This is a genomic window from Acinetobacter sp. C15 (assembly GCF_013420645.1).
In the GTDB taxonomy this organism is placed as follows: domain Bacteria; phylum Pseudomonadota; class Gammaproteobacteria; order Pseudomonadales; family Moraxellaceae; genus Acinetobacter; species Acinetobacter indicus.
Genome location: NZ_VOXR01000011.1, coordinates 56,513 through 80,192 on the forward strand (window position 1 = coordinate 56,513; position 23,680 = coordinate 80,192).

19 protein-coding genes and 1 pseudogene are annotated in these 23,680 nt (G+C 47.7%); 14 read left to right on the plus strand and 6 right to left on the minus strand.

Annotation, left to right across the window (positions count from 1 at the left end):
* Positions 1–34 precede the first annotated feature (34 nt).
* On the plus strand, positions 35–1,123 hold the full coding sequence (prfA, locus tag FTT63_RS06440) for a peptide chain release factor 1 (RefSeq protein WP_005178710.1): 1,089 nt from the start codon (positions 35–37) through the stop codon (positions 1,121–1,123).
* Positions 1,123–1,950: a peptide chain release factor N(5)-glutamine methyltransferase gene (prmC, locus tag FTT63_RS06445; RefSeq protein ID WP_075166875.1), complete on the plus strand. Its 828-nt coding sequence runs from the start codon at positions 1,123–1,125 to the stop codon at positions 1,948–1,950. Before prfA ends, prmC begins: the two co-directional genes overlap by 1 nt.
* Here prmC and FTT63_RS06450 read toward each other — a convergent pair.
* The 3 genes from FTT63_RS06450 to FTT63_RS06460 all read right to left on the minus strand — a co-directional run bounded on the left by FTT63_RS06450 (position 1,947) and on the right by FTT63_RS06460 (position 4,601).
* On the minus strand, positions 1,947–2,858 hold the full coding sequence (locus tag FTT63_RS06450; protein ID WP_005178708.1) for a bestrophin family protein: 912 nt from the start codon (positions 2,856–2,858) through the stop codon (positions 1,947–1,949). The two genes, prmC and FTT63_RS06450, sit on opposite strands and share 4 nt — an antisense overlap.
* A gap of 149 nt (positions 2,859–3,007) precedes the next feature.
* Positions 3,008–3,358 (minus strand): hypothetical protein, encoded by a 351-nt coding sequence (locus tag FTT63_RS06455; RefSeq protein WP_005178707.1) that lies wholly within the window; start codon positions 3,356–3,358, stop codon positions 3,008–3,010.
* Positions 3,359–3,581: 223 nt separating this feature from the next.
* Complete coding sequence (locus tag FTT63_RS06460; protein WP_104491604.1) at positions 3,582–4,601, minus strand: AraC family transcriptional regulator; 1,020 nt, start codon at positions 4,599–4,601, stop codon at positions 3,582–3,584.
* Between the two features lie 159 nt (positions 4,602–4,760).
* On the opposite strand from FTT63_RS06460, the gene FTT63_RS06465 reads away from it, so the two are divergent.
* The 3 genes and pseudogenes from FTT63_RS06465 (at position 4,761) to FTT63_RS06475 (ending at position 8,784) form a co-directional block, all read left to right on the plus strand.
* Complete coding sequence (locus FTT63_RS06465; RefSeq protein ID WP_005178702.1) at positions 4,761–5,531, plus strand: 3-hydroxyacyl-CoA dehydrogenase; 771 nt, start codon at positions 4,761–4,763, stop codon at positions 5,529–5,531.
* A gap of 178 nt (positions 5,532–5,709) precedes the next feature.
* A complete protein-coding gene (locus FTT63_RS06470) occupies positions 5,710–6,846 on the plus strand; it encodes an acyl-CoA dehydrogenase family protein (RefSeq protein WP_168384383.1) in 1,137 nt (378 codons plus the stop codon).
* Positions 6,847–7,144: 298 nt separating this feature from the next.
* Positions 7,145–8,784: pseudogene (locus FTT63_RS06475) on the plus strand (AMP-binding protein).
* A 181-nt stretch (positions 8,785–8,965) separates the two neighbouring features.
* Here the strand turns inward: FTT63_RS06475 and FTT63_RS06480 are convergent.
* Entirely contained in the window at positions 8,966–9,466 is a 501-nt protein-coding gene (locus FTT63_RS06480) for a pyridoxamine 5'-phosphate oxidase family protein (RefSeq protein WP_180192093.1), read from the minus strand.
* Between the two features lie 24 nt (positions 9,467–9,490).
* Here FTT63_RS06480 and FTT63_RS06485 point away from each other — a divergent pair, with 24 nt between their 5' ends.
* The 5 genes from FTT63_RS06485 (at position 9,491) to FTT63_RS06505 (ending at position 12,784) form a co-directional block, all read left to right on the plus strand.
* Complete coding sequence (locus FTT63_RS06485) at positions 9,491–9,766, plus strand: hypothetical protein (RefSeq protein WP_104473014.1); 276 nt, start codon at positions 9,491–9,493, stop codon at positions 9,764–9,766.
* Positions 9,760–10,533, plus strand: coding sequence for a HesA/MoeB/ThiF family protein (locus FTT63_RS06490; protein ID WP_104488920.1), 774 nt, complete (start codon positions 9,760–9,762; stop codon positions 10,531–10,533). Before FTT63_RS06485 ends, FTT63_RS06490 begins: the two co-directional genes overlap by 7 nt.
* Positions 10,534–10,592: 59 nt before the next feature.
* Entirely contained in the window at positions 10,593–11,891 is a 1,299-nt protein-coding gene (locus FTT63_RS06495; RefSeq protein ID WP_016659087.1) for an AarF/ABC1/UbiB kinase family protein, read from the plus strand.
* 118 nt (positions 11,892–12,009) lie between these two features.
* Positions 12,010–12,390 (plus strand): dihydroneopterin aldolase, encoded by a 381-nt coding sequence (folB, locus tag FTT63_RS06500; protein WP_016659086.1) that lies wholly within the window; start codon positions 12,010–12,012, stop codon positions 12,388–12,390.
* Positions 12,347–12,784 carry a 2-amino-4-hydroxy-6-hydroxymethyldihydropteridine diphosphokinase gene (locus FTT63_RS06505; protein ID WP_005178682.1) on the plus strand — a complete coding sequence of 146 codons (438 nt, stop codon included), beginning with the start codon at positions 12,347–12,349 and terminating at the stop codon, positions 12,782–12,784. Before folB ends, FTT63_RS06505 begins: the two co-directional genes overlap by 44 nt.
* Positions 12,785–12,960: 176 nt before the next feature.
* Here the strand turns inward: FTT63_RS06505 and coq7 are convergent, their stop codons facing one another.
* Both coq7 and FTT63_RS06515 read right to left on the minus strand, forming a co-directional pair.
* Entirely contained in the window at positions 12,961–13,596 is a 636-nt protein-coding gene (gene coq7, locus FTT63_RS06510) for a 2-polyprenyl-3-methyl-6-methoxy-1,4-benzoquinone monooxygenase (RefSeq protein ID WP_005178679.1), read from the minus strand.
* Between the two features lie 4 nt (positions 13,597–13,600).
* Positions 13,601–14,920 (minus strand): MFS transporter, encoded by a 1,320-nt coding sequence (locus FTT63_RS06515; RefSeq protein ID WP_180192094.1) that lies wholly within the window; start codon positions 14,918–14,920, stop codon positions 13,601–13,603.
* A gap of 177 nt (positions 14,921–15,097) precedes the next feature.
* On the opposite strand from FTT63_RS06515, the gene FTT63_RS06520 reads away from it, so the two are divergent.
* The 4 genes from FTT63_RS06520 to FTT63_RS06535 all read left to right on the plus strand — a co-directional run bounded on the left by FTT63_RS06520 (position 15,098) and on the right by FTT63_RS06535 (position 23,388).
* A complete protein-coding gene (locus FTT63_RS06520) occupies positions 15,098–17,848 on the plus strand; it encodes an autotransporter assembly complex family protein (RefSeq protein ID WP_104488918.1) in 2,751 nt (916 codons plus the stop codon).
* Between the two features lie 21 nt (positions 17,849–17,869).
* A complete protein-coding gene (locus FTT63_RS06525; protein WP_180192095.1) occupies positions 17,870–22,381 on the plus strand; it encodes a translocation/assembly module TamB domain-containing protein in 4,512 nt (1,503 codons plus the stop codon).
* Between the two features lie 107 nt (positions 22,382–22,488).
* The gene (locus FTT63_RS06530) at positions 22,489–22,848 is read left to right on the plus strand and encodes a hypothetical protein (protein WP_127799168.1); all 360 of its coding nucleotides are present in this window, start codon (positions 22,489–22,491) and stop codon (positions 22,846–22,848) included.
* 270 nt (positions 22,849–23,118) lie between these two features.
* Positions 23,119–23,388: a hypothetical protein gene (locus FTT63_RS06535; protein ID WP_005178664.1), complete on the plus strand. Its 270-nt coding sequence runs from the start codon at positions 23,119–23,121 to the stop codon at positions 23,386–23,388.
* Positions 23,389–23,680 lie beyond the last annotated feature (292 nt).

The following is a 23,680-nucleotide window of genomic DNA, read 5'->3' on the forward strand; positions in this document are numbered from 1 at the left end:
GGGCGACAGCCTGTATATTGAGATAATTTGCACAATGAAAGAATCGTTACGTTTACGATTAGATCAACTTTCTGACCGTCACGAAGAATTAACAGCACTCTTGGCCGATGCTGAAGTCATTTCCGATAACAAACGCTTTCGCCAGCTGTCGCGCGAACACAATGACCTGAGCGAAATTACCGAAGTCTGGGGCAAATATACCCAGGCCGAAGCCGATATTGAAACGGCTGAAGCAATGCTGTCCGATCCTGACTTTAAAGAGATGGCGCAGGAAGAGATCAAGGAAAACAAGGCACTGATTGAACAGCTGGAAGCGGATTTAAACATCCTGATGATTCCTAAAGATCCGAATGATGCCAACTCGGCCTATCTGGAAATTCGTGCCGGCACCGGTGGTGATGAAGCAGCAATTTTCTCCGGCGATTTATTCCGCATGTACAGCAAATATGCCGAATCTCAAGGCTGGCGTATTGAAGTGCTGTCAGAAAACGAAGGCGAACACGGCGGCTATAAAGAAGTGATTTGTCTGGTTAATGGTGACGGGGTCTATGGCCGCCTGAAATTTGAAAGTGGCGCACATCGTGTCCAGCGTGTTCCGGCAACTGAATCGCAAGGCCGTGTACATACGTCCGCCTGTACCGTGGCTATTTTGCCTGAAATTGATGTCGATACCACGGTGGATATTAACCCGGCAGATTTACGTATTGATACCTACCGCGCGTCGGGTGCCGGTGGTCAGCACGTCAACAAAACTGACTCTGCGGTGCGTATTACCCATATTCCAACCGGAACGGTAGTGGAATGTCAGGAAGAACGTTCGCAGCACAAGAACAAAGCCAAAGCCATGGCCTTATTGGCCTCACGTCTGGAAAATGCCAAACGTGCTGCAGCAGATGCTGCCACTTCGGAAATGCGTCGTGACTTGGTCGGTTCCGGTGACCGTTCCGAGCGTATTCGCACCTATAACTATCCGCAAGGGCGGATGACCGATCATCGTATTAACTTAACTTTATATAAGTTAGATGCAGTGATGGAAGGTGATTTAACCGAATTGCTGGACAGCCTGCACCGTGAATATCAGGCCGATCAGCTGGCTTTACTTGCCCAGCAAAATGGTGGCTAATGAAAATTGCCGATGCACTGGCCATTCGTGGCGTAGCAGACAGCTACGAACGTCAGGAAAATCTCTGGCTACTGGAGCATATTCTAGGTTTATCTGCCTTGGCGCTGAAATATCAGGCCGATCGTGAGCTAAGCCCAGAACAGGAACAGCAATATCTTGCGGGTATTGCTCGGATTGAAGCAGGTGAACCCTTGGCCTATGTCACCGGTTCACAGCCATTCTGGACACTGGATTTAAAAGTCACACCAGATACCCTGGTGCCAAGACCAGATACCGAAGTACTGGTAGAAAGCTGTTTGCAACTGGATTTACCGGCACAAGCGGCGATTATCGACTTGGGTACCGGCACCGGTGCGATTGCCTTGGCCTTGGCATCGGAACGTCCGGATTGGCAGGTGACTGCAACCGATATCTATCCGCCGACTCTGGCGGTTGCCAAAGAAAATGCGCAGACGCATAACTTGGAGCGGGTAGAGTTTAAGCTGGGCGCCTGGTTTGCTGCTTTAGGCGTTCCTGCCGAGCCGAGGTTTGATCTGATTGTGTCGAATCCACCGTATATTGCGGCAGATGACGTGCATATGAAAGATTTGGCCACCGAACCTGAGCGGGCCTTAGTTGCGGCCAAGCAGGGCTTATCTGATCTTGAGATTATTATTCAGCAAGGCAAGCACTGGTTAAAACCGCAAGGCTGGATTGCTGTAGAGCATGGTTATGATCAGGCAGTAGCTGTGCAAAATATCTTTAACGATGCCGGTTTTGTTGCGGTACGCACCATTCTGGATTATGGCGGTAATGATCGGGTGACTATCGGCCAACTCGGCGATTAAGTCAGGTTGCCTTTAATCGCCTGAATGGCCGGAGGTAACTCCTCACCCAAGGCACTCAGCATTTCCCGTTCGATTAGCCGGACCATGGCACTCAGTGGCAGGTCATTGTCTTGCAGGCCAAACGGTTCTTCCAGCTGTTCGCTTAAGGCATCCAAGCCCAAAAACAGATAGGCAATCAATCCCACCAGAATGGGGGTCCAGATACCTAAATTCGCCTCTAAACTAAAAGGCAGAATAAAGCAGAAACAGTACACGGTGCGGTGTAGCAATACCGAATACGAAAACGGCAAAGGTGTGGTCAGAATCCGGTCACAACCGGCCTGAATATCCCCTAAGCTGATAATGTGCTTGTTCAGGCCATGATAGACAATATCTGACAGTTCGCCGCTGTGCAGGGCCTTGACCAGATCTTTCTGAATCTGTTCCAGAATAAACTGGGCGGCATTAATATGCCCAAACAGCGCCTGATAATCGGCCGGGCTTAAATTGACCTTGTTATGATAAAAATCAATCGGCTCATTCTGGGTGCGCAGCCGGTTTTTCAGTAAATTGCTAAACAGCATTACCCGATACATCAGCACCTGACGTTCGGCGGGCGGCAACACATAGGAATCACGGGCAAGATGGCGTGAGGTGGCAATCAGCTGCCCCCATAATTTGCGGCCTTCCCACCAGCGTTCATAACTGGCAGTATTTCTGAAACTGAGGAAAATCGACAGTATAACCCCGAAAATGGTAAAGCCAATCGCGGGCACGGCCGGCGCCTGTACATAATGATGCGAGGACAGATAGACCAGCACGGTGGAAATGAACACCACCATCATTAAGGCCGGCATGACCTTGGGCAAGATGGTGCCTGACCATGCAAAAAGTAATGCGAAACTGTTGCTTTTATCCCGAATAATCATAGTGCTTCTGCGCGGATGCTCAGCCGTAGTGTTCCATAGCCGGACAAGGCAATGCAAGCCGTATACGTTGGGATGATTCAGTATAATCCAGTCAAAAAAAGTGACGCCGTAGCGTCACTTGAATAAGGCGTTGGGTAACTGCTCAAGATTTACATTGGATAATCTTGCAGACAGTCAGATACTTCCACTTGAGCCAGGCTATCGGTTTCTAAAGCCAGACACAGCGCTACAATTTTTGCCGTTTCGCTCAGGTTTTCATCTTTAAGTGCTAAGCCTGCTTGTAAGGCGTGCAGATCTTCCTGAGGAATATCTAAGGCTTGTGCCGCTTCTAGCGCATCTTCACGATCAAAAAATGCCGCCATCGCATTACGTAACTGATCTTCAGAGGTGTTGAGAATGCCTTGATTCAGCAATTCATCAAGTTGCTCTGAAGGAGTAGAAAGTGCGTGATTAAAATTTTGAACCAGATTTTGTGCAAGCACATCAATCATCTTAAGCATTGGAACCTCTAAAGATGGAGTACAACAAGGAGGAGGAGGGATTACAGCCAAAATTGCATAGAATCTATGCGATAAATTGAGTGAAAATTAATCTATTTTGGTGTGATTGGCAATGCTGTTACGATGAATGACCGGTTCAAATACTGCACTTGAAATGCCAAGTGCTTCATATTGCAACTTATATTTAAAAGTTCTGAGTTAAAAATATCAGCATAAATAACGGCTAGCTTTGATTCTGCCGGTAGGCCCCCGGATTTAAGCCAGTCCACTTTTTAAAGGCTCGGTGAAAGGCACTTGGATCATGAAAATTCAGCCGTTCACTAATATCTTGTAGCGATAGCTCGGTTTTCGAGAGTAGTTCAATCGCGGTATCGCGGCGGATTTCATTTTTCAGTAGCTGATAGCTGGTACCTTCCTGTTTTAAACGGCGCTGAAAAGTGGCGCCTGACATATTCAGTTGTCGGGTCAGTTCATGCAGTTCCAGCCATTCACTTGGCGGACGCTGCATCAGTTGTTTGCGAATCATCGTGCTTAACGCATGCGGATTTTTAAAACGCACCAGCAGGTTATACGGGGTTTGCTGTAAAAAGCGTTTCCAGCTGCGCTCATCCTGCTTGATTTTTAGACCCAAAGCCTGCGCATCAAAATAGATTCGGTTGTCGGGTTGTTCATAGCGAATGTTTTCACAAAAGCGCACCCGATAATCTGCATCATCGCTTGGAGCCGGGCATTTTAGTTCGATTTTTTGAATGGCAATGCGCTGTCCACTGAGCCAGCAGATCAGGCTATGCACCAGCATTAAATAAGTCGCATAACTGAACATGGCTTTGGGCTGCGCCCGATCATGAAGGGTCAGCACAGCAGCATCTTTGTTGAGCTGCAGTTCCCCGCGCAGATCATCCAGAATCAGGTTGAAAAACTTTAGAATCTCTTTCAGTGCGGTTTCAATGGTATCGGCAGAGTAGACCCATTTGGACAATAAACGATAACTGCCACGGCGCAGCGGATGGCTGTCCATACCAAAAAACTCATCATTCATGGCATCGGCCAGGGCAATCCACAGCTGCCCATATTGCAGCACCGACACCCGCGCTTTGGCCGAATGCATCAGCTCCAGCGGAATACCGGCCCGGGTCAGAATGGAGTGAATTTCCACCCCTTGCTGCTGGGCGGCTTGCAGTGCTTCATGCACCAGTGCAATAGAAATGGTGCCTTTACTATAATGCAAATGGGATGGCGTCATCGCGTGTCTATTCAATTTAAAATTATGTTAAAAATGCTATTGTTCAAAGGCATCATGCAGGATGCTGTATTTGGAAATTGTACTCAAGCTGGAGTCTGATTACTCTGCATCTTAAGTCGAGTATGTGTCATTGATAACAAAACTATTTGGGAAAATAAAATGAAGATTCAAGGAAAAGTATGTGTGGTTACCGGTGGTGCATCTGGTTTGGGCGCTGCTACTGCACAGTATCTGGTGGAGCAGGGGGCCAATGTCATTCTGGTCGATATGAATCAGGAGCTGGGTACGCAAATGGCACAGCAATTGGGTGAAAAAGCCCAGTTTAAGGCGCTGGATGTGACCGATGAAGCCGCGGTAGAGCAATTCTTTGCCGAGATTGAGCAGCACTATGGCCAGTTAAATGGTCTGGTCAACTGTGCCGGCATCGCACCTTCAGCCAAAGTGCTGGGCAAAGAAGGCTTACATAGCTTAAGCATGTTCCAGAAAGTGCTGGACATTAATGTCAGTGGCAGCTTTAACATGATTCGTTTTGCTGCGCAGCTGATGGCCAAATATCAACTGCAAGCTGGTGAAGAAGAGCGCGGTGTAATTGTCAATACCGCTTCAGTGGCGGCGTATGAAGGACAGATTGGTCAGGCGGCCTATTCTGCGTCCAAAGGTGCGATTGTGGCGATGACCTTGCCGCTAGCGCGTGAACTGGCCCGTGAATCGATCCGCGTGATGACCATTGCACCGGGGATTATGGAAACACCAATGCTGAAAGCCTTTCCACAGCATGTGCAGGATGCTTTGGGGCAGATGGTGCCATATCCACCGCGTCTGGCTAAGCCACATGAGTTTGCCCAGTTGGTAGGACAGATTTTTGAAAATGGCTATTTGAATGGTGAGGTGATTCGTCTGGATGGTGCGATCCGGATGCAGCCTAAATAAGTACAATGCTTAAAAAAGCAGCCCTTTGCTGGGTTAAATAAATAGCCTAAGTAAATAAAAATAAGATAAACCCATCTGGTCTGGTTGTCGTGCTGATGCTGCAGCTAGACCATCCCCCAAGTTTTTAGATCAGCCAGCGTACTTCAGCCGAATCCAACGTAATGAGAACGAGAAAGCAATGATTTTAAATGAACAACAAAAAATGGTTCAGGACATGATGCGTAGCTATGCGCAGGAGAAATTGAAACCGACCGCAGCCGAACGCGATAAAACCGCACAGTTTCCGGCACAGGAACTGAAAGAGCTGGGCGCTTTAGGTGCACTGGGTATGACTGTATCGGAACAGTGGGGTGGTGCCGGTCTGGATTATATCTCGCTGGTGCTGGCTTTAGAGGAAATTGCCGCAGGAGATGGTGCGATTTCGACGATTGTGAGTGTGCAAAACTCTTTACCGTGCGGCATCATTCAGCGTTATGGCACTGAAGCGCAAAAACAGCATTATCTGACCAAACTGGCGACCGGTGAATGGTTAGGCTGTTTTTGCCTGACCGAACCGCAAGTCGGTTCCGATGCCAGTGCCATCGAATGCAAGGCTGAACGTGATGGTGACAGTTGGATATTAAATGGCACTAAGCAGTTTATTACCACCGGTAAACACGCCCAGCTGGCTTTGGTCTTTGCTGTGACCGATAAATCTGCTGGCAAAAAAGGCATTTCCTGCTTTTTGGTCCCGACCGATAACCCGGGATATATCGTGTCGCGTTTAGAAGACAAGATGGGGCAGCATTGTTCCGATACGGCGACTATTGTGCTGGATCAATGCCGTATTCCAGCTGATCATCTGCTCGGTCAGGAAGGCGAAGGCTATAAAATTGCTTTGTCCAATCTGGAGTCAGGCCGGATCGGGATTGCTGCCCAATCGGTGGGGATGGCGCGTGCTGCTTTAGATGCCGCCGTGGAATATGCCAATGAACGTAAAGCCTTTGGGGTTGAGATCGTGCAACATCAGGCAGTGGCTTTTCGTCTGGCCGATATGGCCACGCAAATTGAAGCGGCGCGTCAGTTGATTTTGCATGCAGCCAGCTTAAAAGATGCCGGTTTACCGTGTTTAAAAGAGGCTTCGATGGCCAAACTGTTTGCTTCAACCATGGCAGAGCGCGTCTGCTCCGATGCCATCCAGATTCATGGCGGTTATGGTTATGTGTCCGACTTCCCGGTAGAACGGATTTACCGCGATGTCCGGGTTAGCCAGATTTATGAAGGTGCTTCGGATATTCAGCGTTTGGTAATCGCCCGGGCTGTGACCCAGCCTTAAACCGACGTTGATACAGCAATATGTCCAAACACAGCATCACGATTGAGGCCAATGGAAATTGCAGTCGCGCCGTCCTTATGCTGAACTGAAGCATAAGATGCTATTCATCATCTAACCCATCTCCCATGTGAAGACCACTTTGCATGGGCACAACCTAAAAATAGCCGTATAAGAAATAACCCTGCAGTCGGATGGACTGCAGACCATCAGCCCGATGGCATGAAAACAACAAGGAACACGTTCTGCAATACGGATGTTTTTGCAGATCAATCGCCCCGAAGGATAAGAGGTTGCCCCCATGAAAACGTTGCAAGACGCCTATCAAGATTTTAATTTGGAACAACTGATTGCTACTCAGTTACAGGGAACGGCACAGGCACTGAATGCCTATACCGAATGCTGTGGCCGATATTCTGGACAGCAGCACACCGCTTTGATCTGGGAAGGTAAGCAGGGTGAATCAGCCCGTTGGAGCTTTGATCAGCTGGCTGAGGCTTCGGGCAAGCTGGCCAATTATTTTCAGGCCATGGGTTTAAAAGCAGGCGACTGTATTGCCGGTCTGCTGCCAAGAACTCCGGAATTGCTGATTACCGTATTGGCCACCTGGCGGATGGGCGCGGTCTATCAGCCGCTATTTACAGCCTTTGAATCGAAAGCGATTGAACACCGGCTGGAGGCTGCCAATACCCGGTTTATTGTGACCCATACCGAGCAACGCGCCAAACTCAGTTCATTGCAGCAGATTGGTATATTAACCGTCGGTGCTGAAGCGGCTGGAACAGGTGATGCCGATTTCTGGCAGCAGCTGAATCAGCATTCTGCCAGTTTTGAGCCGGTACTGCGCAGCTTTGAAGATGACTTTCTGATGATGTTTACTTCCGGTACCACGGGTCTGGCAAAATCGGTGCCGGTGCCTTTAAAAGCCTTGCTGGCCTTTAAAGGTTATATGCAGTATGCGGTCGATTTACGTGCTGAAGATTCGTTCTGGAATCTGGCCGATCCGGGCTGGGCCTATGGGTTGTATTATGGCATTACCGGGCCGCTCAGTCTGGGGCATAGTATTATCATGGATGAACGACCATTTAGTGTCGATCATGCACTGGAAGTCATTCAAAAATATCAGGTCAGCAATTTGGCCGGTTCGCCAACAGCCTTTCGTATGTTCTTTGGCTTTAAAGAAAAATTTGCCGGTGTACCTAAACCTTGCGCGTGGTCAGCAGTGCCGGTGAGCCACTAACCCCAGAAGTTATTCACTGGTTTAAACAGGATCTCGAGGTCAATGTTTACGATCAGTACGGACAAACTGAACTGGGCATGGTGATTGCCAATCATCATGCGCTGGAACATCACAAAAAAGTGGGCTCGGCCGGTTATGCCATTCCGGGACATCGTTTTGCGGTATTAAATGCACAGCATCAGGAAGTTGCCGCGGGTGAAATTGGCACGCTGGCGCTGGATGAATCACAATCTCCATTAATGTGGTTTAAAGGCTATGCCGGACATAACCGTAAATCCTTTGTGGGCCAGTACTATTTAACCGGTGATACGGTGCGTTTAAATGAGCTGGGCGGAATTGATTTTATTGGGCGTGCAGACGATGTCATTACAACTTCGGGCTATCGGGTCGGACCGTTTGATGTCGAAAGCACCTTGCTGGAATGCGAGGAAGTGCTGGAATCAGCCGTGGTGGGTAAACCGGACCCGGCGCGTACTGAAATCGTTAAAGCCTTTGTGGTGCTAAAAGCACAATTTGCTGCAAGTCCGGCACTGGAACAAAAACTACAGCATTATGTGCGTTCACGTTTATCCAAACATGCTTATCCGAAAGAGATTGAATTTGTCGAGGCTTTACCCAAAACCTCCAGCGGCAAGATTCAACGCAATATCCTTAAGCAGCAGGAAATTGATAAACAGATACTGTTGGAAAAAGTCAGTTAAGAGGAGATAGAAGACAATTAAAATTATTTAATTTATGTAATTTGTATGTCATTACATTTGGTTTCTTGATATTGATTTTTATCAGTTTTATTTTTATCTATAAAAAGTCACGCAAGAATCTGCAAAATACAGGTCAAAGCGTGACTTTTTTTATGGCTATTTCAAGGCGTATATGTGGCTGTTATAAATCCATTTTCTGGTGTTCAGAATTGGGTTCACCAGTTTTACCAGTCAGATTGCCTTTCAGTACTTTAAATAACTGGGTGACTTTATTGTCGGTGACATTCCAGTATTCGGCACTAATCGCTTCTGCCACCAGAACACGCACCGAAGGATCATCCTCGCCGTTAAACCAGTTTTCCGCCCATGGATTCCAGAGCTGATCAATCAGGGCACGATCGGTACTGATTTGCGCATGTGCACTCATCGACACATAAATCCCGTCTGAGGGTTTGGAGAACGCCAGACCAATCTGGTTACGGCCGCTGGTCACTGCTGTAACCAGATCATTGCTGTCACGCAAAATAAAATACAAATTCTGACGTTCATGCAGCTTTTCAGAATTGAGCATGGTCATTGGCTGTGCATGAATTTCTTGGGTTTCGGTGTGGTGACTGATCATGGTGAAGCGTACATCTTTAATCAGTTCCCATAATTTGTCGCGGTTATGTTGATCGTTCATGTGCTCTGCTCCTGATGTCAGTAAATGCGCTTTTACGCAAAAGAACTCATTTACAAGCAGAGTAAAACGATTTTTGTGCTTCGCGTAGCGGTCTCACCTAACTCATACAGATTCAGGGTAAAACAATATCTGCGCTCAACAAAATCGCATCAGGCAAGACAGTTGTTTACATATCATCCAGACCAAGAGGCAATACATAAAATGAAAAGCAGTGAAATCGAAAAAACAGCGGGTAAGGCTGTTAAAAAAAATCAATCGAATTACACTATAGCCAGCAAAAAACAGGAAGATAAATGGTGACACTTGAGGATAACTGGCAGGAACTGAGCGATGCAGAAATGCATTTATATAGTCGCCAGATTTTGCTGGATGGCTGGGACATCGAAGCGCAGGAAAAATTAAAACTGGCCAATGTGCTGATTGTCGGCTGTGGTGGTATCGGCTGTAGCAGTGCCGAACTGTTGGCGCGCGCCGGGGTCGGAAAAATCACCCTTATTGATGCAGATACGATTGAAGTCAGTAACCTGCAACGTCAAATTGCCTATAGCGCAGAAGATCTAGGTTTTTATAAGGCCGACATTCTGGCCAAGCGTCTGCAAAAGATTAATCCGTATATTCAGGTACATGCCATCACAGCCAAACTGGATGACAGCAATGCCGCCGAACTGATTGCCCAGCAGGATCTGGTTTTGGATGGCTGCGATAATTTCAGTACCCGCTATCTGGTCAACCGTGTTTGTGTGCAGCATCAGGTGGCGCTGATTAGTGCCTCGGCCATTGGTTTTCAGGGCCAGTTGTTTATGGTAGAAGGTGATTCGGCCTGCTATGAATGCCTGTTTCCAAAAGAAGATCAGGCCAATGAAAGCCTGCGCTGCGCCGATTCTGGTGTGCTGGCCACGACTCCGAATGTGATGGCCAGTTTACAGGCGCATCATACCTTGATCTATTTAGGTCTGGGAATTGCTGCGTTAAAACAGAAGCTGCTGCTCTGGGATGGGCTGAGTTTAAAACAGCGCCTGCTGGCGTTTGAAAAAGACCGAAATTGCCCATGCTGTCAGGCAAGATAAATCTATCTGACATCAATTTTTTGCTACACTGACTCAAATTTAATTTCATCGAAGACATTATGAAAAACAATATCTGGTTAGATGGCCTTCGTTCCGTGGCGCGTATGGGCGAAACGGCGGTCGTGGCGGCCAAAGCCGGCCTGAAATATGCGACTGAAAAACCCAGCAATGCCAAACTGATGCGTGAAACCTTTGAATCGCTCGGTTCAACCTATATCAAGCTGGGACAGTTTATTGCCAGCACGCCATCTTTGTTTCCACGTGAGTATGTGGAAGAGTTTCAGGGCTGTTTAGATCAAACTCCATCATTGCCGTTTAGCTATGTACAGCAGGTGCTGGCTTCAGAATTCGCCGGGCGTGATTTAGGCGAAATTTTTGCCTCGATTGATGAAACCCCGCTGGCTTCGGCTTCCATTGCCCAGGTGCATGCTGCCAAGCTGGTCTCGGGCGAAGATGTGGTGATTAAAGTCCAGAAACCGGGTGTGGAAACCATTTTATATACTGACCTGAATGTGCTGCACTGGGCCACCAAGCTGCTGGAAAAAGCCGTACCAAAAGTAAAATTCGCCTCTCTGGCTGATATTGTCGAAGAAATTAAAGTCCGTATGGTGCGCGAAGTCGACTTTATTGAAGAAGCCAAAAACCTGGATGATTTTGTCAATTATCTGAACCTGACCCAGAATCAGGCTGCAACAGCGCCGAAGGTTTATCATCAGTATTCCACTCGCCGGGTGTTGACCATGCAGCGTCTTTTCGGGGTGCCTTTAACCGATTTTGAAGTGGTAAAACAGTATGCCAAAGACCCGTCGCAGGTGTTAATTACCGCCATGAATACCTGGTTTGGCAGCCTGATGATGTGTAACAGTTTCCATGCCGACCTGCATGCTGGCAACCTGATGCTGCTGGAAGATGGCCGCGTCGGTTTTATTGATTTTGGGATTGTCGGGCAGCTGAAGCCTGAAGTCTGGACGGCCTGTATCGCCTTTATGGATGCCTTGCAGAATACCGACTACACGCTGATGGCGGAAAACATGCTGAAAATGGGCATGACCGATACCCAGATTAACACCCAAGTGCTGGCGCAAGATTTGGAACGTCTGTTTAGTGGTGTATTGCTGGCCGATCCCCAGGAAATCCTCAGTTCAAATCCGGCCGATTTAAATGACATCATGATGGATATGGTGGCGGTTGGTGAACGTCATGGCATCCGTTTCCCGCGTGATTTTGCGCTGCTGTTCAAGCAAATGCTGTACTTTGACCGTTTCATGCGTATCCTGGCGCCGTATACTGACATTTATGCCGACCAGCGCTTGCAGATGGTACAAAGTATGGACCCGAATCTGCTGCTCAAACATTAATTTATAGACATCGCCCAGCTTTTATATAACAAGCTGTTGCTGCTACATCGCAAAGTGACACGTGATGCTAATGTAGCAGGCAGGCGATGATTCACGTTATACACGCCCGAGTAATCCGATGGACGCAATTATTATTGAAGGCTTAAAGGTCGAAACAGTGGTGGGCTGTTTTAACTGGGAGCGTCAGATTATCCAGCCTTTGCTGCTGGACTTAAGCATTCAGTGCAGTCTGGAGCAGGCTGCCTGTTCTGATGAACTGGAAGATACCCTGAACTATGCCGAAATTTGCGAAATTTCTGCGCAAGTGATTCAGGCCGCTCAGCCAAAATTGATTGAACATGCAGCAAAGCTGGTGCTGGATGCACTTTTTGCTCACTATCCTACAGTTGAATCGATTATGATTAGCATCCGCAAGCCTGCCATTATCCCGCAAGCCCAATCTGTAGGAATTCGTCTTGAACGCCACCGAAACGATTTTCGCCCTAGCACTGGCGAGTAATTCTCATCCTGAACAGCATTTTCAACAGGCATTTGCTGCGCTGTCGCGTTTGGGGCGTTTGCAGTGTTCCTCGATTTATCTGATTCCGTGCCGGGATGGGATTGGTGCGGATTACTGGAATGCCGCCTGTCTGCTCAAGAGTGAACACAGTGTCGAGCAGATTCTGGCCTTGCTAAAACAGTTAGAAGCAGATTCCGGGCGGGTACGACCTTCACATCAAATCAGTTTAGATGTGGATTTAATTGCTTGGGGGACAAGCCTGGAGCAAATGCAATTTAATCCAAAGAAATTACCACTGGCGCTGGATGTGAAAATCCCGATGTTCGAGCTGTGGCACAATGCGGCATTTGCTCATCAGCCCCATCCATTTCCTGTAATTCAATGTTCAGCGTGAAGATGACATGACGCATCAGCAAGCCCGGTTTTATACCGGGCTTTTTAAATCAAGTAGATAAATTGGGTGTGTTAATTCTGCTTAAGCTTGCACACGAATGATAAAACAGCCTGCGAGGATGCAGGCTGTTTTTGGAATCTTTCATCAAATCATCAAACATGATGAAGATAAAACGCTTAAATATAATAACTGGTCTTGGTCATTAATTTTGAAATACCGGTCATGGCAATACGCACAGGCGCAGGGAGATCAACTCCGCCCGCATTCAGCGCAGTATCACGATGATGTAACTCATCTTCGTTCATTTGTTCCAGAATTTTGCGAGAGCGTTCATCATGTGCTGGCAATTGGCGAATATGATCTTCTAAATGCAGGCTGACCTGACGCTCGGTTTCCGCCACAAAACCTAAACTGTATTTGTCCCCGGCAATTCCGGCAATAGCGCCCATCCCGAACGACAGTCCGTACCAGACCGGATTCAGCAGGCTGGTATGGCTATCCAGTTCTTTTAAACGGTCTTCACACCAGGCCAAATGATCCTGTTCTTCAATGGCGGCCTGTTCCATTTCGCGGCGTACATTGGGGAGTTTCGCTGTAAGTGCCTGACCATGATACAGCGCCTGCGCACAGACTTCACCGCTATGATTGACCCGCATTAATCCCGCCACATGACGCGCTTCACTCACTGCTAATTGAGTTGGAGTATTTTGCCCAGGATTATCGCGCTGAGCCGAAGTGACGCCCGGAACCAGGCTGCGTAAGGCCTGATCAAATGAATGAATAAACTTGTCGAGACCGGTGTAATGACGCATGAATTTAATCCTCCAGAGGGTCTGCTGCAGTATCAAGCATAGACTTGAGTTTAAACAAGAGCCAGATGGTGAATATGGCGCTTAAAACAGCAGTAATACAAAACAGAATTTTAAGGTCAATTTGCAGCACGCTTAAAATAATAATCGAGAAGATGGCTGAAGAAACCATAAAAATCGCATTTAAAATGTTATTGGCTGCCACCACCCGGGCACGATGCGAGCGCGGTGAATAGGCCTGCATCATGGCATATAGGGGCACAATATAAAAACCGCCACTAATACCGAGCAAGGTCACGGCCAGCATCACATGATAATAACTCCAGCCTTGCTGAAAGACTTCGCTTAAGCCCAGTAGTTCACCAGTTTGTGGTGGTACAAAGGCCAGTGCAGCAGCCAGATAAAACGCAAATACGGTTAAACCGACCGCACCAATCGGTACCATCTTGATATTTACCTCGGTGCCGCCAATTTTACGACAGAGTAATGAACCGATACCAATCCCGACCGAGAAGAAAGTTAGCAATAAGCTGACCACATTTTCAGAAGCATGCAGATTTTGCTGGGTCAGCTGCGGAATTTGGGTCAGATACGTCGCGCCATAAAACCAGTACCAGGAGTTGCCGAGTAAAATCAGAAAAATCAGCGGCAGGTTTTTGGCGTATTTTAAGGTTTGAATACTGGTACGGAAAAAGTTCCAGTCCACCTGTAACTGTGGCGCTGCAATCGGCTGTTTTAAAATAAAACGGCTGGCAAGATAACCGACCACGGCAATAGCCAGCACGGTCAGGCTGATCCAGAGTAAATTACCAGCGGAGAGGGAAATCACCGCGCCGCCTAGAATCATCCCGACCAGAATGGCAATTGAAGTGCCGGACTGGAACAGTGCATTTCCCGACATCAACTCATTCGGTTTCAGGATTTCCGGCAAAATCGCATATTTGATGGGACCAAAAAAGGTCGATTGGGTACCCATTAAAAACAGGGCCAACATCAGCAACCATAAGTTGCCAATCAGGAAGCCGACCATGGCCAGTAACATCACCGCAATTTCCAGCAGTTTTAAATAACGCACCAGCTGCGAGCGTTCATATTTATCGGCAATTTGGCCGGCTGTGGCCGAGAAAATAAAGTAGGGCAAAATGAACAGCAGTGCCGCCAGATTATTCAGAGTGCTGATACTGCCAGATTGCTGACTGATCCAGCCATAGGTAATCACCAGCAGCAAAGCCTGCTTAAACACGTTGTCATTCAGCGCGCCCAGAAACTGGGTGCAGAACATGGGCAAGAAGCGTCGTGTGGCTAGCAAATTTTCATTTTTTTCCATAAGAAGTGGACTTCATTAGTTTTATTAAGAAATGTGACCAATTGATATAATTGCCCGAAAATCATGTATGATATTTTGCAGTGTTTTCACTGTTGAAAAAATCCAATAAATTAGAGTCTGTTAGCGAACATTTCATTGCGGATTTTTCCATTAAAAAGATTAAATTTAGAGTTTTCTATGCTTGTGAACCGAACTTTTAAAAAGTCTGCGCTGTCTAACAGTATGCATGCCATAATTCAGTGGAGGCATTCCAGACAACTTTGTCTGAGCATTTTTTTAAGTTTAGTCGCACAGCAGGGCTTTAGTCAAAATCCTCCCGCAGTGGCGGAACCGGCGAGCGATCCGGTCGCATCGGCCGACATGAAACAGGAAATTCGCGATCTGGCGCTCAGCCAAGGCAAAGATACCCCTGAAGAATTAGAAAAAATTGAGAATTTTCAGGTGCCCAGCACTGAGCCGGACAGTCTGGAGATGTTGCAACAGCAGCAAAATAGCAGTGAACCGATAGCCGCTTTTCAGCCAATTGAACTGGAAAATCTGGATGATTTACCGGTAATGCCGGTCGATGCCAATATGGCCGCAGAAATTTTCCAGATCGCTGAACAGGCCAAACAGGAAGCACGCCAGTATCGCGCCGAGCAGAATACCGAAGTACTGATTAATGATGCCACCCAGCAGGAACTGGCCGAAATTAACCAGTCTCCGGTCAATGTCGACCAGCTCATGGACAGTATTCGCGCCGACAGCCAGATTGTGGTGGAAGCGAATACCTCCGGCCGAACCCTGACTGAATTGGGCCTGAATACAGAAGTGGCCGATGCCGATAAACCGGGGTTTTTCCGGCGCTTGCTGTATAAGGTACGTCCACCGCGTGAGTTAAATACTGCACGGGTGCCCCGGATTAGTGCCGATGTGGTGATTACCGGCGCCGAAAATAGTGGTGAAGTTTCCGCAGAGGCCTATGCCACGGCACTGGAAAATCTGCGTGCCAATGTGCGCGGCAAACTGTCCAGTTTTACCCAGGAATCTTTTGCCGATTTTCCCTCGGCTTTACCACAGCTGCGTTCTTTATCTAATCAGGCGGCACAGGCCGTCGGCTTTTATCATGCCGAATTCAAGTTTGAAAAGCTGAATGACAGCCGGGTGCGGGTTCTGGTCACACCAAATACACCGGTGCGTGTGCAGGAGCAGAATATTGAATTTAGCGGCCCAGGTGAGAATCTGGCACAGTTCCAGGTAATTCGCGTCCTGCCCGATCAGGATGTGGGCGATGTGTTTCACCACGGTCTGTATGAAGAGACCAAAACCCGGATTAATGATGCTGCCTCCAATAACGGTTTCTTTGATGGCTATTGGCGCCTGCATGACGTGAAAGTGGCGCAGCCGCAAAATACTGCCGATATTAATCTGCGCTATGAAACCGGCGAGCGTTATACGTTGGGGCCGGCCCAGTTCCGGATGAGCGATCCGAGCAAAGAATTTCCTCTGGATATGGATATTCTGGAAAGCATGGTGCCGTGGGAAGATGGCGCCGATTATACTTTCTGGCGGGTCAACGGTCTGGCCAATAACCTGACCAACTCACGTTATTTTAACTATACGTTGGTCGATACCATGCGTCCCGATCCGCTGGAACGCCCAACAGAGTTGCCACCGGATATTCAGGCCCTGGTTGATCAGCGCAAACTTTCCGCTGAAGACTTCCAGCCGGTTCAGGACCAGAAAGATTTAAGCTCGACTGAAGAAGTGACCCAGTCAGTGGTGGATGAAGACCAGTTTGCCGGCACTCAGGAAGCCGAGCAGAATGAAAACATCCGTCAGCTGCGGGTCGAACAGGAAACCCAGCAGTCAGAAGAAGAACGGCTAAAAGAACAGGCACGTCTGGAAAAGAAAATTCCGGTGATTGTGACTTTGAACGCCGACAAGCTGAACAGTGCAGAAGTCGGTGCCGGTTATGGCACAGATACCGGAATGCGTGTACGTGGCCAGTATCGCCGGGCCATTGTTAACCGTCGTGGTCACTCCTTCGATGCCAACCTGGAACTATCTGAAATCCGCCAGTCTTTAGATGGCCGCTATAGCATTCCCTATAATCATCCACTGAATGACTATATTACTTTGGTGGCCGGTTATGAGCGTGAAGAGCGTAGCGATGTTTCTGCCGGCAATGACCTGTTAATTGAATCGGCAGTGGCCGGCGCCGACCGGATTATTAAAAACCCGCGTGGCAGCTGGCAACATGCTTATGGTCTGCGTTACCGTCTGGACCGTTTAACCCAGAACGGTGTGGTCGATATTGACAAGATTCCTGACGCCTTTATTGGCAATGGTTCCACCGAGCAGCAATCTTTACTGTTTGGTTATGAACTGTCGCGTACTGACAGCAGTCCGCGTGTCAATCCGACCCGTGGTTTCAAGCAGATTTATAAAGTTGAACTCGGCAGTGAAAGCCTGTTGTCCGATGCCGATATGGCAATTTTAAATGCCGGCTGGCGTTTTATTTATTCTCTGGGTGAAAATAACGATCATCAGTTTGTTGGTCGTGCCGATCTGGGTTATATCGTGACCGAAGATTTTAGCAAAGTGCCTTATAATCTACGTTACTTTGCCGGTGGGGATCAGACCATTCGCGGTTTTGACTTTAAGAGCCTGTCTCCGCAAATTGATGGCTTTAAAATTGGTGGACAAGCACTTGGGGTTGGCTCACTGGAATATAACTATCAATTCAGGGAAGGCTGGCGCGCAGCAATTTTTAGCGATTTTGGTAATGCCTATGATGCCGATTTTAGCAATCCGACCGAATACAGTGTCGGTTTAGGGGTACGCTGGGCATCACCAATTGGCCCGATTCGGGTCGATGTTGCTTCGGGCATTTCGGATGAGAATCATCCAATTCGTCTGCATTTCTTTATTGGCTCGCAATTATAAAATTAAGATTTAGAGAGAACTATGGCTGAAGTTGAACAGCAACCAAATACACCCGCGCCTGTACCCAAAAAGCGCAGAATAGTCAGAAGTGCCTTGTTGTCACTGCTGTTTATGGTGGTGTTGCTGGTATCGGCTTTGGCAATCATGTTCTCGACCGACCGTGGCAGTAAATTCCTGCTCGACCGGGTGCTGGAACGTCAGCAGATCATTCAGTATGAATATGAAGGCGGAAACTTATTACGCGGTATTATCCTGCGCAATATTCTGGTTACGCTAAAATCAGTCGATGTCAAAATTGACCGCGCTGATGTCATGCTGGGCTGGCGCGCCGTGCTGAATAAGGAAATCCATTTTACCCATGCCGATGTGCGTAATCTGCAAATTACCACCAAAGGACCGCCAAGTGATGGACCATTCAAGTTTAATGAAATCCGTCTGCCTTTTGTACTCCGGCTTGATCATGCCGATCTGGACCGTTTGCTGATTCAGACTTCAGGTGGCAGCAAAGTCAATTTTTATGATGTGATCCTGAACGATGCGCTGTGGTCGGGCACCAAACTGGAATTTGAAGATTCCAGTATGCGTATGGATTATCTGTCGGTCAAAAATGCCAGCGGCGATATGGATTTTTATGGCAAATATCCGCTGAATGCCATTGGTGATGTGAATTTACCTTCGTTAAACAACAGCCTGAATATTCATGATATTAAAGTCGTCGCCAAAGGGTCTTTAGATACCGTTCAGGCCGGGGTGGCGACCTATACGCCCGATTTGCTCACCGGTTGGGTAGTGCTGCATCCGATGCGTAAAAATGTGCCCATGTTTGGCGAGCTGCAGTTCAATCAATACCATTGGCCGCTGTTACAAGATTGGGAGCTGTATACAGAAGACGGCACAGCCAAGTTTAAGGGTGATATTAAACGTCTGGATTTAGATGTCGCTACCGATCTGACGGGTAAAGATATTCCAAAAGGACAATATACCGCGCTTATGCATACCGATCTGGTCAATCAGCTGAACATCAGCAACTTAAATGGCCAGCTGATGCAGGGCGCCGTGAATGTGGCTGGTGTGGTCGGCTGGAACGAGCGCGTCAGATGGGACCTCACCGGTCGCCTGGACAAGATTAATCCGAAAGACCCACTCATTCCGCAGGTGGTGCAGGATTTTCTGCCGCCAAGTCTGGATGCTCAAATTGCCTCTAAAGGCTATTTAGAAAATGGAACCCATCTGACGGCGCAGGTCGATTTCGACCGCTATGAAACCTGGAACCTGAAACTGGATCAGAATGCACCGAAAAACCGCCAGCCAAACCCCATGGTGCTGGATGTACGCTGGAACAATATTGACCGCGCGATGCCTTATATTGGCTGGTTATCCAGTGAATCGGGTGATGTGCAGATGGCCCTGGTCGAAGGCCAGCAAAAGATTTTTGTCGCAACCCAGGTGGCGCAGCATGAGCAGGGTGCTTTACCAGCGGGCATGTATAAGGCTGAGCTGAATCTGAAGAACAATAATCTGGATGTACCAAACTTTAGTTATAACGCCGGCGCCAGCACCTTGACGGGCCGTGCGCTGATTGAACTGCCAACCGACAAGCGCCAGCTCAAATGGAATGCTACGTTAAACGCGGACAATTTTAATCCGCAAATTATTGCTGATGCTGCTCCGGTCAATCTGCTGAATGGCCGTTTGCAGGCCAATGGTTTTGCCCGTCCAAACCAGCAGATTATTCATTTAAACAATATTGATTTACGCGGTCGTCTGGCCGAGCAGGATGAAACGGTGCATCTGACCGGGAACAGTACCGTGGCCTTGCTGTTTCATGATGAGCGTGCGGGTGGCGGCTTCAAGAGCTTTGCGGTCAATTATGATGGCGCACTCAACAGCAGTCTGCTGCAATCCAGTCAGGGCAGTTTAAAGCTGAAACTGTCCGGTACACCGGAGCTGATCAAGATTTCAGACCTGCGTCATGACGGTGTGGCCGGGCAGATTCTGGCCAATGGTATGCTGAACCTGAAAAATGGCATTGGCTGGAACCTGAACGCCTCTTTAATCCGCTTTAAACCGCATTATTTTGTCTCGAGTGTGCGCGGCGAGCTGTCGGGCAATGTACGTACCCAAGGGGTTTGGTCAGATCAGCTTAAACGCATCAATATTGAAAAGCTCAATCTGGCCGGCATGATCAACAATAAACCGGTACGTGGTACCGGTAATCTGGCCCTGTTGATGGATGCCAATCAGCAAGGTTTCCTGCCGCAGCAGTTTGAGGCCAATAATTTATATCTGGCCTATGCCAAGAACCAGATTCAGGCTACTGGTAATGCACAAAACCTGAGAATCAAACTGAATGCACCAGCACTGTATGAACTGTATGCCGGTTTGCGTGGCCGTGCTTATGGCTATTTAAATGTGCAGTCGCAACCACGTTTGCAGGCCACCGCCAATCTGGTGGTCGATGATTTTGGTTTAAATAACCTGTTTAGCGTGCGCAAAATGCGTTTACGCGGTGAATTGCCGACCTCGGAAAATACCCCAACCTTGCTTACGGCCAGTCTGGAAAATTTACGTAGCGGCAACCGTGAAATTCAAAAAGGCGAGATTTCACTGGCCGGTACCCGCCAGGCGCATCTGCTGAAAGTGAAAGCGGAAAACCGTTTAAGTAGCTTCTATGTGCAGCTGGCTGGCGGCTTTAATGCTGAAAATAACTGGCTGGGTCAAATCCAGAAAGGTGATTTTGACTCCTTAAGAACCCGTCTGGTGCAGCGTCAGAATGCCTCGGTCATCTTCCAGACCAAAACCAGCGATCTGTTTGTGGGTGCGCATTGCTGGATGAGCCAGCAAAGCCAGTTGTGTTTTGACCAGCCAATTCGGGTCAATAAAAACCGCGGTAATCTGTCCTTTGTAACCCGCAATGTCGACCTGAATGATTTTGCCGCCTTTATGCCGGAAGGTCTGGCGATTACCGGTAAAGTCAATGGACATGCCAAAGCATCTTGGGCGCAAGGCCAGCGTCCAAAAATTGATGCACGTCTGGTAACCCGTAATGGGGTGATTGGTCTGGCAGGTGATGACCCGCAAGAGTTGGGTTCTACCTTAAGCTATGATCAGGTGGCTGTGGTGGCTAAAAGTATTGCCGAAGGTCTGCAAATTCGACTGGATGTGAAAACCCCGGAAATTGGTGCCGGTTATGCCAATGTTATTATTGATCCATATACCGAGCGTAAGCCGATGCGCGGTGAAATTGCCTTTGATCAGGTACAACTCAAAGTTTTTAAACCCTTTATTGCCGACGTACGCACAATGGCAGGGACTTTGTCTTTTGCAGGCAAAGTCAACGGGACTTTAACATCACCATTGCTCACAGGTGAAATGCGTCTGAAAGATGGTGCCATCAGCATGATTTCCCTGCCGGTGAACCTGACCAATGTGCAGCTGTATTCCTCGATTCGGCAGGATTCGGCCACAATTAATGGCGCATTTAACAGCGGTCAGGGTGTGGGGCATTTAACCGGTAGTGTTGACTGGAAAGGCGTACCGAAAATTCAGCTGAACTTAAAAGGGGATAATCTGCTGGTACGTCAGGCGCCGCTAATTACTGCGATTGTGACGCCGGATTTATCCATGGAGGTTTTCCCGACCCAGAAACGCTTAAGCTTAAATGGTAAGGTCGATGTACCGCGTGCGTTAATTTCCATGCCAGAAGCTTCCGATCCGGTGGTGAGCCTGTCTTCAGATGTGCGTGTGGTGCATGAAGGGCAAGACCAGCTGGCGGTATTACGCTCTGCGCGTCCTTGGGATATTCGTGCCGATCTGGAACTGAATCTGGGTGATCAGGTCATCTTCCAGGGCTTTGACAGCCGTATTCCTCTGGTGGGCCGTCTGTATCTGAGTCAGCGTGGTCTGGAAACCGCCATGCGCGCCAATGGTGCAATTGGGGTTAGCCAGCGCGTCAAGATTGAAGCCTATGGCCAAAGTCTGGATTTGAACCGTGCAATTGCGCGTTTTAATGGCCCAATTTCTAACCCAACTTTAGACATGGATGCCAATAAAAACGTACAGGGCAGTATGGTCGGCTTTAGAGTCACAGGCACAGCCAGTAGTCCGAATATTCAGGTGTATAACGATGCAGGCTTATCTGAACAAGAAGCATTAAATGCCTTGATTACAGGTCGTATCAATGAAGGTGCCAGCGGTTTAAGCCAGACCGAAAGCTTTAAGTCAGACGTCAATAATACCATTGCCGCGGCAGGTATCAGTCTTGGTTTAGGCGGCACGCGTGCCCTGACCAACCAGATTGGGCGTACCTTCGGTTTAAGTGGGTTGGCTTTAGATGCACAGGGTACGGGTGATGATACCCAGGTCAGCCTGACCGGTTATATCACTCCGGATCTGTTTATCCGTTATGGCGTGGGCGTGTTTACCCCGGTGAACAAGCTGACCTTGCGTTATCAGATGAACAAGCGTCTGTATCTAGAAGCCAGTCAGTCGCTGGAACGTGCCGTGGATATTTTCTATAACTGGCGTTTCTAAGCCGTTTAATCTGAACTTGAAAATGCGCTCAACACGAGCGCATTTTTTCTGGCTGATTTCTCATTCAGGATAACTTTGATTATCATAGCGGAAATAGGAGAGTATGCATGAACAAACTATTCGCTTTGGCTGCCGTAATTGCATTGGCTGGCTGTGCAGAGAAAAAGCCCTTAACCCCGGAAGAGCAATGGAAAGGTTACTGTACCAGTGTTGGCAATGCAGCACGAACCATCATGCTGGATCGTCAAAATGCCATTGAAAAAGATCAGGCACTGGCCCATGCGGACAAAGTAGAAGATGAAACCACACGCAAATTTATTTTTGAGATTATTGAAATGGTCTATGCCATGCCTGAACAGGAAGTGAAGGGTGATGTAGATGCCGCGCGTGAGAAAATTAAAACGCAATATACAGAAAAATGTCTGGCTACGCCGTATGACGAAATGCCGGATTATCGACGTTTTTAAGTCATGAACCCAAAATGCCAGATGACATATTTGTAATCTGGCATTTTTTGTGCTTAATATTTCTGCACATGAATAACAATAATCAAAATTCACTGCGATGATCTATATTTTAAGCGGATATTGAACTTACTTTTCCTTCCTCTACTTACTCCTAAATAGCCTAAGCAATATAAATATATATTGTGACACTTTTCTTTAGCACCAATATAGAAAAGCTTATCTTTTTAATGAATAATGGATTTAACAATAGCCAGAAGAAAGGAGCACATCATGGACGTGATTGGTTATCTGCATCATGCAGATTTGCTCTTGGAAGATGAACAGGGCGTGACCATTATTGGCAATAGCAACTATGTACTCAGTATTGGAGATAAAGTCTATTTTCAACAACTTATTGATGCTGACAGCAAGCGTTATCAGGTCAATATCTCCTTTGCCAGTGCCGGGCATAGTACCCTGCATGAAGATGAAATTCAGGTCAAATTTGAGGGCAGTCGCGAACATCTGCAGCAATATTTAAACAGTACAACGGTACACTAAGGTTGAATAGTAATTGGAACCCGGAAAAGGCAGCATAGTGTTGCCTTTTTTCTATTTAGAATTCGGTTAAAGTGGATTAAAAGCAGCAATGACGGGTCTAAACGTGCTCCGCTTGATTATTGTATAAACAATATGAACATCATTTAGTTATAAAATAATGAGCATCACAAAGAAACACCTTCCTTGCATTAACTTTTAACTGGAATTTTAGTAAAATTTTGCAGTCCATATTACTTGTGAAGCTTTGAACAAGCTGGAATTCACAGGTAATTTTTTAAAAAAGAGGAATAAC

Coding starts and splice junctions, on each gene's coding strand:
- prfA (WP_005178710.1), top strand. CDS start 35: ATGAAAGAATCGTTACGTTTACGATTAGATCAACTTTCTGACCGTCAC.
- prmC (WP_075166875.1), top strand. CDS start 1,123: ATGAAAATTGCCGATGCACTGGCCATTCGTGGCGTAGCAGACAGCTAC.
- FTT63_RS06450 (WP_005178708.1), bottom strand. CDS start 2,858: ATGATTATTCGGGATAAAAGCAACAGTTTCGCATTACTTTTTGCATGG.
- FTT63_RS06455 (WP_005178707.1), bottom strand. CDS start 3,358: ATGCTTAAGATGATTGATGTGCTTGCACAAAATCTGGTTCAAAATTTT.
- FTT63_RS06460 (WP_104491604.1), bottom strand. CDS start 4,601: ATGACGCCATCCCATTTGCATTATAGTAAAGGCACCATTTCTATTGCA.
- FTT63_RS06465 (WP_005178702.1), top strand. CDS start 4,761: ATGAAGATTCAAGGAAAAGTATGTGTGGTTACCGGTGGTGCATCTGGT.
- FTT63_RS06470 (WP_168384383.1), top strand. CDS start 5,710: ATGATTTTAAATGAACAACAAAAAATGGTTCAGGACATGATGCGTAGC.
- FTT63_RS06480 (WP_180192093.1), bottom strand. CDS start 9,466: ATGAACGATCAACATAACCGCGACAAATTATGGGAACTGATTAAAGAT.
- FTT63_RS06485 (WP_104473014.1), top strand. CDS start 9,491: ATGCGCTTTTACGCAAAAGAACTCATTTACAAGCAGAGTAAAACGATT.
- FTT63_RS06490 (WP_104488920.1), top strand. CDS start 9,760: ATGGTGACACTTGAGGATAACTGGCAGGAACTGAGCGATGCAGAAATG.
- FTT63_RS06495 (WP_016659087.1), top strand. CDS start 10,593: ATGAAAAACAATATCTGGTTAGATGGCCTTCGTTCCGTGGCGCGTATG.
- folB (WP_016659086.1), top strand. CDS start 12,010: ATGGACGCAATTATTATTGAAGGCTTAAAGGTCGAAACAGTGGTGGGC.
- coq7 (WP_005178679.1), bottom strand. CDS start 13,596: ATGCGTCATTACACCGGTCTCGACAAGTTTATTCATTCATTTGATCAG.
- FTT63_RS06515 (WP_180192094.1), bottom strand. CDS start 14,920: ATGGAAAAAAATGAAAATTTGCTAGCCACACGACGCTTCTTGCCCATG.
- FTT63_RS06520 (WP_104488918.1), top strand. CDS start 15,098: ATGCTTGTGAACCGAACTTTTAAAAAGTCTGCGCTGTCTAACAGTATG.
- FTT63_RS06525 (WP_180192095.1), top strand. CDS start 17,870: ATGGCTGAAGTTGAACAGCAACCAAATACACCCGCGCCTGTACCCAAA.
- FTT63_RS06530 (WP_127799168.1), top strand. CDS start 22,489: ATGAACAAACTATTCGCTTTGGCTGCCGTAATTGCATTGGCTGGCTGT.
- FTT63_RS06535 (WP_005178664.1), top strand. CDS start 23,119: ATGGACGTGATTGGTTATCTGCATCATGCAGATTTGCTCTTGGAAGAT.